General features: G+C 61.2%; 9 protein-coding genes. 6 read left to right on the plus strand and 3 right to left on the minus strand.

The genetic code is table 11. The annotated features are described in order from the left end of the window. Window positions 1–152: 152 nt before the first annotated feature. The 3 genes from hemH (at window position 153) to ACIQWS_RS21605 (ending at window position 2827) form a co-directional block, all read left to right on the plus strand. Window positions 153–1196 carry a ferrochelatase gene (hemH, locus tag ACIQWS_RS21595; RefSeq protein ID WP_403184135.1) on the plus strand — a complete coding sequence of 348 codons (1044 nt, stop codon included), beginning with the start codon at window positions 153–155 and terminating at the stop codon, window positions 1194–1196. A 134-nt stretch (window positions 1197–1330) separates the two neighbouring features. Next, window positions 1331–2341, plus strand: a complete 1011-nt coding sequence (locus tag ACIQWS_RS21600; protein ID WP_346306411.1) for an SPFH domain-containing protein — start codon at window positions 1331–1333, stop codon at window positions 2339–2341. Between the two features lie 24 nt (window positions 2342–2365). Beyond that, the gene (locus tag ACIQWS_RS21605; protein WP_403184138.1) at window positions 2366–2827 is read left to right on the plus strand and encodes an NfeD family protein; all 462 of its coding nucleotides are present in this window, start codon (window positions 2366–2368) and stop codon (window positions 2825–2827) included. A gap of 166 nt (window positions 2828–2993) precedes the next feature. Here ACIQWS_RS21605 and ACIQWS_RS21610 read toward each other — a convergent pair whose 3' ends face one another. After that, window positions 2994–3989 carry an SIS domain-containing protein gene (locus ACIQWS_RS21610; protein WP_223615980.1) on the minus strand — a complete coding sequence of 332 codons (996 nt, stop codon included), beginning with the start codon at window positions 3987–3989 and terminating at the stop codon, window positions 2994–2996. 236 nt (window positions 3990–4225) lie between these two features. Here ACIQWS_RS21610 and ACIQWS_RS21615 point away from each other — a divergent pair, with 236 nt between their 5' ends. After that, window positions 4226–5905: an outer membrane beta-barrel protein gene (locus tag ACIQWS_RS21615; protein WP_403184141.1), complete on the plus strand. Its 1680-nt coding sequence runs from the start codon at window positions 4226–4228 to the stop codon at window positions 5903–5905. Between the two features lie 35 nt (window positions 5906–5940). Here the strand turns inward: ACIQWS_RS21615 and galU are convergent, their stop codons facing one another. Further along, window positions 5941–6846: a UTP--glucose-1-phosphate uridylyltransferase GalU gene (gene galU, locus ACIQWS_RS21620; RefSeq protein ID WP_223615970.1), complete on the minus strand. Its 906-nt coding sequence runs from the start codon at window positions 6844–6846 to the stop codon at window positions 5941–5943. 223 nt (window positions 6847–7069) lie between these two features. On the opposite strand from galU, the gene ACIQWS_RS21625 reads away from it, so the two are divergent. Both ACIQWS_RS21625 and ACIQWS_RS21630 read left to right on the plus strand, forming a co-directional pair. After that, complete coding sequence (locus ACIQWS_RS21625; protein ID WP_223615969.1) at window positions 7070–8296, plus strand: lytic murein transglycosylase; 1227 nt, start codon at window positions 7070–7072, stop codon at window positions 8294–8296. Between the two features lie 23 nt (window positions 8297–8319). Further along, window positions 8320–9522: a DUF459 domain-containing protein gene (locus tag ACIQWS_RS21630; protein ID WP_403184229.1), complete on the plus strand. Its 1203-nt coding sequence runs from the start codon at window positions 8320–8322 to the stop codon at window positions 9520–9522. 8 nt (window positions 9523–9530) lie between these two features. Here ACIQWS_RS21630 and ACIQWS_RS21635 read toward each other — a convergent pair whose 3' ends face one another. Then, entirely contained in the window at window positions 9531–10985 is a 1455-nt protein-coding gene (locus ACIQWS_RS21635; RefSeq protein ID WP_403184145.1) for a glutamate synthase subunit beta, read from the minus strand. Window positions 10986–11095: the final 110 nt, after the last annotated feature.

An 11095-nucleotide genomic window follows, 5' to 3' on the forward strand; every position in this document is an offset into this window, starting at 1 on the left:
ACTTGAATGTTGTGCCGGGTTCTTTCATAGCAGCCAGGGTTTTCCCCGCCCGATTGCGATTTACCCCATTTTGCTGCGTCTTTTCGCGCCCTTGCAATCCCGGTTCCCGCCACTAGGTTCCAACCGCAAAGCAGGAGTTGAAAGAGATGGTGATGTCTGGTGAGGTTGGTGTGGCAATGAACAAGCCCGGCGACCATCCGCGCATCGAAACCTCGAAAGTCGGCGTGCTTCTGGTCAATCTGGGCACGCCTGACGGCACGGATGTCACCTCCATGCGGCGCTACCTCAAGGAATTCCTGTCGGACAAGCGCGTGATCGAATGGCCCCGCGCCATCTGGCTGCCGGTGCTGTATGGCATCGTGCTCAACACCCGCCCGAAAAAATCCGGCGCGCTCTATGACAAGATCTGGAACCGCGAGCGCAATGAATCGCCGCTGCGCACCTATACCCGCGCGCAAAGCGAAAAGCTGGCCGCAAGCCTCGCCGCCCATCCCGATGTGATCGTCGACTGGGGCATGCGCTACGGACAGCCCTCCATCGAAGAGGCGCTGCAACGGCTTGACAAGCAGGGCTGCAAGCGCATCGTCATGTTCCCGCTCTATCCGCAATATTCGGCAACGACCACGGCGACGGTCAACGATAAATTCTTCGAGGCGCTCACCAAGATGCGCTTCATGCCCGCCACCCGCACCGTCCCCTCCTATCAGGACGAGGCTGTCTATATCGAAGCGCTTGCCGTCTCCATCGAGAAGCATTTTGCGACATTGGATTTCGAGCCGGAGGTGGTGGTTGCCTCCTATCACGGCATCCCGCAAAGCTATTTCAAGCGCGGCGACCCCTACCCCTGCCATTGCTGGAAGACCACGCGCCTGCTGCGCGAGCGGCTTGGCTGGGACGAGAAGAAGCTGATCACCTGTTTCCAGTCCCGCTTCGGTCCGGAAGAGTGGATGCAGCCCTATACGGACAAGACGATGGAAAAGCTCGCCGCGGACGGCGTAAAATCCGTTGCCGTGTTCAATCCGGGTTTCGTCGCCGACTGCCTGGAAACGCTGGAGGAAATCGCCGTTGAAGCCGGCAACACCTTCCGCGAGCATGGCGGCATCAACTTCACCCATATCCCCTGCCTGAATGATTCCGACGAAGGCATGCGGGTAATCGAAGAGCTGGTGCGGCGCGAATTGCAGGGCTGGATCTGAGCCGACGGAACGCCTGTATAATTCCCGGCTTAAGCCTTTCTGAGATCAAGACTTTGGTCTATCTTGGCCTCATCCGTATAGAGGATGATGATGCGAGATGACATTGATCCTGATGTCAGGCAAGGGGGAGTACAATGCCGTTCAGCGGTTTCGATTTTACCATTCCGGTGCTGGTTCTTCTGGTTCTGGTGGTGCTGTTTGCGGGCGTCAAGACCGTGCCGCAGGGTTATAATTACACCATCGAGCGTTTTGGCAAGTATACCCGTACCCTCGCACCCGGCCTTAATCTCATCGTTCCGTTCTTCGACCGTATCGGCGCCAAGCTGAACATGATGGAACAGGTGCTTGACGTGCCGACGCAGGAGGTCATCACCAAGGACAACGCCAATATCGCCGTCGACGGCATCGCCTTCTACCAGATCCTGAATGCACCGCAGGCCGCCTACCAGGTCAGCGGGTTGAAGAACGCCATTCTCAACCTCACCATGACCAATATCCGCACGGTCATGGGCTCGATGGATCTCGACGAACTCCTGTCCAATCGCGACGCGATCAACGACCGCCTGCTGCGGGTGGTGGATGAGGCCGCCCATTCCTGGGGCATCAAGATGACCCGTGTCGAGATCAAGGACATCAATCCGCCGAAGGACCTGATCGATTCCATGGCGCGCCAGATGAAGGCGGAACGCGACAAGCGCGCGCTGGTCCTGGAGGCCGAAGGCAACCGCGCCGCACAGATCCTGCGCGCCGAAGGCCTGAAGCAGGCGCAGATTCTCGAAGCGGAGGGCAAGCGCGAAGCCGCCTACCGCGAGGCCGAAGGCCGCGAACGCCTCGCGCAGGCCGAAGCCAAGGCGACCGAACTCGTGTCCGCCGCGATCAACGCGGGCAGCGTGCAGGCCATCAACTACTTCGTCGCGCAGAAATACACCGAGGCTTTTGGCAAGTTTGCGACCAGCAACAACCAGAAGCTGATCCTGATGCCGATGGAGGCCTCGTCACTGGTGGGCACGCTCGGCGGCATCGGCGCAATCGCCAGGGAAGTATTCGGTGATGCGGCGCAGACGGAACGGACATCGCCCCCGGCACAGCCGGGGCGCGGGCGCACCGTTCCCGGCACGGGCGGCGGGACCGGCTCGGCGACCTGACGCATTTATGGAGGAGTTGCACTGATGTTGGAACATCTCTTCTATGAACTCGGCCCGTGGAACTGGGTGGTGCTCGGTTTCATCCTCCTGATTTTTGAAGTGGCGGTGCCCGGCATCTTCCTGCTGTGGTTCGGCATTGCCGCCATCATCGTCGGCTTCCTGACGATCCTCGTGCTTGGACCGATGCTCGCCCTCGGCTGGCAGGTGCAGATCATCCTGTTTCTGATTCTGTCTGTCATCACCGTCTTCATCGGCCGCAGGCTGATGGGCGCGGCTGACGTGCCGACCGATGAACCACTGCTCAACCGGCGCAACGAACAGATGATCGGCCAGATCGTCGTGCTGGAGGAGGCAACGGTGAACGGGCACGGGCGCGCCCGCATCGGCGACAGCCTGTGGCGTGTCAAAGGCCCCGATCTGCCCGCTGGCAGCCGGGTCAGGATCACCGGCACCGATCAGGGAACGCTGACGGTCGAAGCGGCTTGATCCGGGGACGTTAATGTGCGGTGCGTGGTTCGACAAGCTCACCATGAGGAATGGAGTGGGCTGTAGGGAGCCAAGTTCTGCAACGTCTATGATGAGCGTTGCACCAATCCACTTCCCTCATGGTGAGCTTGTCGAACCACGCACCACGAGCCTGCAGACACTGAAATCAGGCGGCGCCGATCCGCAAGAGGTCGTGGAAGTGCACGATACCAACGGGGAAGCGGTCTTCCGTCACGATCAGCGCCCCGATATTGTGCTCATTGAGCAGGGCGAGCGCGGCGCTCGCCAGCATGCTCGTCGGCACGGTTTTGGGATTGCGGGTCATGATTTCCTCGACCCGCACCGTCACCAGATTGCGGTGAAGGTTGCGCGACAGGTCGCCATCCGTGATGATCCCGGCCAGCGAGCCGTCATCATTGTGAACCGCAACACAGCCAAAACGCTTTCCGGACAGCACTTTCATCGCATCGGGAATGAGCGTCCCAAGCGGAACCAGCGGAATCTCGTCACCGCGATGCATGATCTCGCGCACATGGGTCAGGCTCGCGCCGAGCGATCCGCCGGGGTGGAATGTCTTGAAGTCGACGGCGGTAAAGCCCCGCGCTTCCAGGAGGGCAATGGCGATCGCATCACCCATGGCCAGTTGCAGCAGCGGCGAGGTGGTCGGCGCCAGCCCGTGCGGGCAGGCCTCGGTGACCCTGGGCAGCAGCAGGACGACATCGGCGGCGAGGGCCAGTGCCGAGTTTTCCCCTGATGTAACCGCGATGAGCGGAATGCGGAACCGCCTGGAATAGCTGACAATCCCCTTCAGCTCCGCCGTTTCGCCCGACCATGACAGGGCCAGAATCGCATCGTCGCTGCCGATCATGCCGAGATCGCCGTGATTGGCTTCGGCCGGATGCACGAAAAAGGCCGGCGTCCCGGTTGAGGCAAAGGTCGCGGCGATCTTGGAAGCGATGTGACCGCTCTTGCCGACCCCGGTGACGATGATTCTGCCCCGGACCGCGGCGATGCGTTCGATGGCCTTGCCGAAGGCATCCGCAAGGCTGCCATCCAGCGCATCGCGCAGCGCGCTCAGCCCGTCTCTTTCGGTTGAAATCGTCCGCTTGGCGGAGTCCACCGCTGCGGTCTTGTCCAGTTCGCTGTCGTTTATTGCCTGCATGGCGAGAACCGTTAGCGCTTTGCCGCGCCGCTGTCCATTTTTTGTTGCGCCGCCCCTTTCAAACCTGTCCGGCGGCCCAAGCGGAAACCAGTCATTAACCATGACAGTTTACGCTCCATAAACGTTCGAACTCATTGGCAATGCTATTTATGTATCATCGGCAATCCCGCATCGGAGCACCGGCCTATCGCGGCAGCTTCACCTCTGCGATCAACCTGTGTCTGTGGACGGGGTTGATGAGCAGTGTTGCGTTTTCCGCCAGTGGAACGGCCATGGCCCAGCAGGCCGTGCCCCTGCGCGGCGCGGTGGACGAAAATGTCCTGCAAACCCAGCAGAATGCGCCGCGCGCCCCGGTGCGGCGCGCGCCTGTGGTTGCCGCAACGCCAGCGCCATCACCCGCCACCGCGGGCGGTATTCCGTCGGACCCCTATGAACCCGTCAGTCCGGGCGCCCTGCCCAATGACGATGCGGGCGCTCCGCCGACGGTGACCGGGACGGCGAATGACACCTCGCTGTCATCCGGACCGGTGAACAACAGCCGCACGCTCAATCCGCGTCCCACTGCCACGCCAGGCACCGTTCCGCTTCCGGCCGACCGCACGACGGCAGCAACGCAGCGAACACGTCCTCTTCCACGCGCCCAACGCAACGGACAGACGCCGGCCACACCAACCACCGGCAGCATTGCCGACGATACGGACGGCAATCCGCGCGTACAGCGTGAAAGCAGGGACAGCGTGTCTGAACCGGCCATCGAGCGGCGGACCGTGCGGCCGGATCCGGACCCGTTTGCACCCTTCGGCATCAGGGCCGGTACGGTCACGCTGCGGCCATCCATATCGCAGGGCCTGCGCGCCACGACCAACGCCGACGGCAGTTCAACCGGCAAGAGCGCGATTCTCTCGGAAACACGGCTACGCCTGCGGGCGACGACGGACTGGTCGCGCCATTCGGCCTTTCTCGATTTCGACGGTCTCTACGACAAGACGCTGTCTGGTCAGGAGTATTCCGCGCCCAATGTCGGGCTGCGCGGCGGTTTCAAGCTTGATCTCGGCGACCGCACGACCGTGACCGGCGAAGGCGGCTACCGCTACCGGCAGGAGGATGCCAGCGCTCCGACGGCGGTTGTCGGCGCATCCAACAGGCCCGGCGTGCAGGAACTGGATGGCACATTGGGCGTGCGGCATGAATTTGGCCGGTTCTTTGGCCAGGTGAAGGGCAAGGTCGACCGGACAACCTATGGTCAGGCCCAGTTCCCCGACGGGACAACGCTCAGCCAGAAGGATCGCAACAACACCTTTGCCAGCATCGCGCTGCGCGGCGGCTTCGAAATGTCCCCGGCGATCAAACCCTTCGCCGAAGTGGAGATCGGCAAGCTGATCTACGATGAAACGGAAGATTCCAACGGCTTTCGCCGCTCCGGTATGCGCACCGCGCTGCGCGGCGGTATCGAGGCCGATTTCGGCGAGAAACTCTCGGGCGAGCTGGCGCTGGGCTATCTGCGCCAGAGTATCGACGATGAGCGGCTGTCCAATATCGATGGTCTGAGCGTCGACGGGGCAATCAAATGGTCGCCGCAGCGTGGCACCGATGTCAATCTTGGTTTGCTCACCCGTGTCGAAGGCGGGACAACGCCCAATGACAGCGGTTCGATCTTCTATGAGGGACGGCTTGGCGTAAAGCGCCAGATCCGCTCAAACCTCAGCGTCAATGCCGAGTTGAGCGCGTCGCTGCGCGACAACAAGGATGGCAGCGGCCTCGACAAGGGCTTTGGCGCGGAAGTCGGCGCCACCTACTGGTTCAACCGCTTCCTCGGGCTGGATGTCAGCGCCCGGCACCGCGTCACACGCAGCGAGGTCGATACCCGCCAGACCAGCGAAAGCAGCGTCTATATGGGCCTGACGCTGCAGCGGTAGGACAGAGGGGGGTGATATCCCCCCCTCAACGCATCTCAAACCTTGCGCGGCTGGATGGTCTTCAGCATGTTGCCGATATTGTCGATCACGCCGTTGCGGATATCGTTGCGCCACAGGGCAAACGCCACATTGGCTTCGACAAAGCCTTCCTTCGAGCCCGTATCATAGGTGCGGCCCTGGAAGTGATAGCCGAAGAAATCCTGCTCCTTGGCCAGTTTCAGCATGCCGTCGGTCAGCTGGATTTCATTGCCGGCACCGCGCTCCTGATGCTCGAGAATGTCGAAAATCTCCGGCTGCAGGATATAGCGGCCGTTGATGTAGAGATTGGATGGCGCGGTGCCCTTGGCAGGCTTCTCGACCATTTCGGTGAGCTCGAAACCGTTGCCGACATCCTTGCCCTTGCCGACGATGCCGTATTTGTGGGCTTCTTCCGGATCGCATTCCTGTACAGCCACGATGTTGCCGCCGCCCGCCTGATTATACAGCTCGACCATGTCGGCAAGGCAGCCGTTTTTCTCCGGCTGCATGATCATGTCGGGCAGCAGCAGCGCGAAAGGCTCATCGCCGACGATATCGCGGGCACACCACACGGCGTGGCCCAGCCCCATCGGCACCTGCTGGCGGGTGAAACTGGTCGTGCCGGGTCCCGGCTGGATGCTCTGCAACTCGTCGAGCAGCGCCGTCTTGCCGCGCTCGGCTAGGGTTGAATAGAGCTCGTACTGGGCGTCGAAATAATCTTCGATGACCGCCTTGTTGCGGCCGGTCACGAAAATAAAGTGCTCGATACCGGCTTCGCGGGCTTCGTCCACCACGTATTGGATGACCGGCTTGTCGACAACGGTCAGCATTTCCTTCGGGATAGACTTGGTTGCCGGAAGAACGCGGGTGCCAAAACCTGCGACTGGAAAAACGGCTTTGCGGATTCTCTTCGCTGTCGTCACAATATATTCCCCATCTCACACAAAAACTCAGTTAACATTGGTAATGGACATTTGCCCTGCAAAGAATGAAAATAGTTTGAGCTGCATAATAAACATTTTTTTCGACCGGTAATGTTCCCGCAGGAACCGCCCGTCAAATATGCATGGTAAACCAATTCCTAACTTTGATGTGCATAATTTATTGTTTGCCGGAATAGGTGGAAACCCAGTTCAAGGAGACAACATGTTCAAGAGCCCGTCGAGTTTTGCAAAGCGAATCATGATTTTGGCCGCAACCGCGAGCCTGGCTTTTGCAGTCACGGCGACGAGTGCCTCCGCCGATGCAAAGTTCCAGACGTGGATTGCCAATTTCCGCACCACGGCGCTGCAGAGCGGAATTTCCGCCTCGACGTTCCAGCGCGCCTTTGCCGGCGTCAAGGATATCGATCCGGAAGTGCTGCAGAAAGCCGCCTATCAGCCGGAATTCACGGCACCGGTCTGGGATTACATCGACAACCGCGTCAATGAGCATTCCATCACCACCGGGCGGGAAATGGCGCGCAAATACAGCCGCTGGCTCGCCGCCATCGAAAAATCATTCGGTGTCGACCGCAATATCCTTTTGGCGATCTGGTCGATGGAAACCAATTACGGCGAAGCCATGCAGCGGCCCGACATCATGCGCGACGCCGTGCGTTCGCTCGCAACCCTCGCCTATGCCGACCAGCGCCGGGCAAAATATGCCCGCACCCAGCTGATTGCGGCGATGAAGATCCTGCAGACCGGAGACATCGACCGCAGCCACCTCACTGGGTCCTGGGCGGGCGCCCTTGGCCATACACAGTTCATTCCCACGAGCTATCTCGCCTATGCCGTCGACATGGACGGCAACGGCAAGCGCGATATCTGGACATCCGTACCCGATGCGCTGGCGACAGCCGCCAATCTCCTGGCCAAGAACGGCTGGGAATCGGGCCGGACCTGGGGTTACGAAGTGACCCTTCCGGCCGGGCGCAAATTTCCCGCTGGCTCAAAGACCATGGCGGAATGGCAGAGCCTCGGCGTGGTGCGCGCCAACGGCAAACCGTTCCCGCGTGGCAATGAAAAGGCCCAGCTGAAGGTGCTCGACGGGCGCGAGGGGCCCGCCTTCCTGATGACCCGGAATTTCTCCGTTTTGAAGAACTACAACAATGCCGACAAATATGCCCTTGGCGTTGGTCTTCTTGCGGATCAGATCGGCGGTGCGCCGCCGCTGCGCCGCGACTGGAATCGCCCATTCACGCCCATCTCGATGAAGGAGCGTGAAGAATTGCAGACACATCTGCGCGCATTGGGTTATTATGACGGCGAAGTGGACGGGAAAATCGGCTCCGGCTCACGGGATGCCATCCAGGCGTTCCAGAAGAAAATGGGGCTCGATCCCGATGGTCATCCCAGCAAGGAAGTGCTGACCATTATCCGCAAGCGATAAGGTTTGGAAATACGATGGATACAATGAAACGGCCGGCTCGCCTCATCCGTTGCATCGTTGTGTCCGTATCCCTCGGTGCGGCCGGCGGCCTTGTCTTTACCGACATCGCTGCCGCCCAGCAGCGCACACTGCTCGACATGCTCTTCGGCTCGCGCCGCGAAGTCTACCGCGAAAATACCGACCGGATGATCTTCGATGAGAACAACCGGCCCGTCCGCCCCTCCAAGAACCGCACGACCAAGCGGGCCGAGCGGCCGCGGCCGCAACCGGCAGCCCCCGCCAGCCAACCCTCCGCGCCGGCGGACGAACCGGTCATTCCGTCGAAACTGGCCGATGCCAAAACCATCCTGGTTGTCGGTGACTTCATGGCCAGCGGCCTTGCCGAAGGCCTCAACGCGGCCTTCATGGATTCGCCCGGCGTGCGCGTGGTCGACAAGAGCGACGGCTCATCCGGTTTCGTGCGCAGCGACCACCGCAACTGGCCTGCCACCATCGGCAGTCTGATCGACGCGGAAAAACCGGCTGTCGTCGTCGTGATGATCGGTGCCAATGACCGCCAGCAATTCGCCAACGGCCCCGCGCCGCAGAGCGAAGCCTGGACAAAGGAATACCAGGGCCGCATCAACGCCTTCCTTGAAGCGGTGAAGAAGACCGGGCACCCCGTGGTGTGGGTCGGCCAGCCCTCGTTCAAGTTCAAGAACATGAGCACCGACCTGCTGGCGTTCAATGAGCTCTACCGCAATGCGACGGAGAAGGCCGACGGCAAATTCGTCGATGTCTGGGAAGGCTTTGTCGACCAGGGCGGCAGCTTTACGCTGTCGGGCTTTGACATCTCCGGCCAGACAGCCCGCCTGCGCAACAATGACGGCGTCGGCCTGACCACTGCAGGCAAGCGCAAGCTGGCCTTTTATGCGGAAAAACCATTGCGCCAGATGCTGGGCAACGCCACGTCACCGGCCATCGCCGCTGTCAAGCCGGGCTCGCCCGTGCAGGCACTGCCGGAAACGCCGCAGGCACCGGTCAAGGTCGACCGCATCGCACCGATCAGCCTGAGCGACCCGGAACTGGATGGCGGCACCGATCTCCTCGGCGCCGCACCGAAAGCCGCGGCCGCCGACAAGTCGGCGCAGGACAAGCTGCTTCTCGAAGGCAAGGCGCCGGACGCCCAGCCGGGCCGCATCAACGACTATGCGTGGCCGGCAAAGTCCGACGCAGCACCGAAATAACGGCCTGACTATCGCGGCAGAACCGACGATCCCATCAGCGCGACATCGATGGCCTGTGCCGCCTGGCGGCCTTCACGGATCGCCCAGACGACCAGCGACTGGCCGCGGCGGATGTCCCCGGCGGTAAACAGCTTGTCGACGCTGGTGCGGTAATCCTTGTCATCAGCGGCAATCGAACGGTTGCCGCGGCGATCCGCCCGCATCTCCAGCGTATCGCCGAGTTCCTTGACAACACTGGTTTCGAACGGACCGGAAAAGCCGATGGCGATGAAGGCGAGATCCGCCTTGATGTAGAATTCGGTGCCGGGAACCGGCTTGCGCGCCTCGTCGACTTCACAGCATTTGACATGGGTCAATGCACCGTTTTCACCGATGAATTCAAGCGTTGCCACCTGGAACTCGCGGTCCGCGCCTTCCGCCTGCGAGGAGGACGTGCGCATCTTCGTCGCCCAATAGGGCCAGACGCTGAGCTTGTCTTCCTTTTCCGGCGGCTGCGGCCGGATATCGAGCTGGGTGACCTTCACCGCGCCTTGGCGGAATGCCGTGCCGACACAATCCGAAGCGGTATCGCCGCCGCCGACGACAACCACATGGCGGCCTGACGCCACAATCGGATCGCTCGGCCAGGCCACGGATTCGATGTTCTCGCGGCCGACGCGGCGGTTCTGCTGCACGAGATAGTTCATGGCATCGTGGACGCCGTCGAGATCAGCACCCGGAATGCCCGCAGGACGCGGCGTTTCGGCACCGCCGCAATAGAGCACCGCATCATAGGTATCGAGCAGTTCCTGCACCGGCTTGTCGATGCCGACATTGACGCCGTAGAAGAAGGTGACGCCTTCGCCTTCCATCTGCGCCACGCGGCGGTCGATGAAGTGCTTCTCCATCTTGAAATCGGGAATACCGTAACGCAGCAGGCCGCCAGCGCGGCTTTCGCGCTCATACACATGCACTTCATGGCCGACGCGGGCAAGCTGCTGGGCCGCGGCCAGACCGGCCGGGCCGGAGCCGATGACGGCCACTTTCCTGCCGGTCTTCGATGCCGCAGGCTGCGGGATGATAAAGCCCTTTTCATAGGCCTTGTCGGCAATCGCCTGTTCCACCGTCTTGATGGACACCGGCACGTCTTCCAGATTCAGCGTGCAGGCTTCCTCACACGGGGCCGGGCAGATGCGGCCGGTGAATTCGGGGAAATTGTTGGTGGAATGCAGGTTGCGGATCGCCTCGTCCCAATTGTCGTTGTAGACGAGATCGTTCCAGTCCGGAATCTGGTTGTGGATCGGGCAGCCGGTCGGCCCGTGGCAGAACGGGATGCCGCAATCCATGCAGCGGGCGGCCTGCTTCTTCACTTCGCCATCGGTCATGGGAATGGTGAATTCCCGGAAATGGCGAATGCGGTCAGACGCGGGCTGATACTTTCCGACCTGCCGGTCGATCTCGAGAAAACCTGTAACCTTACCCATAAAACTGCTCCCCTCACCCTTGGAGGACCACCCGTTCCCGTGTTGGGTCTGGGCAGCATTGGACCCCATGCCGAGCATCATTGTGATGACGCTCGAAGCAGGAGTGCGTT

Origin of the sequence: Phyllobacterium sp. NPDC097923, from assembly GCF_044760925.1 — a bacterium.
GTDB lineage: Bacteria > Pseudomonadota > Alphaproteobacteria > Rhizobiales > Rhizobiaceae > Phyllobacterium > Phyllobacterium calauticae.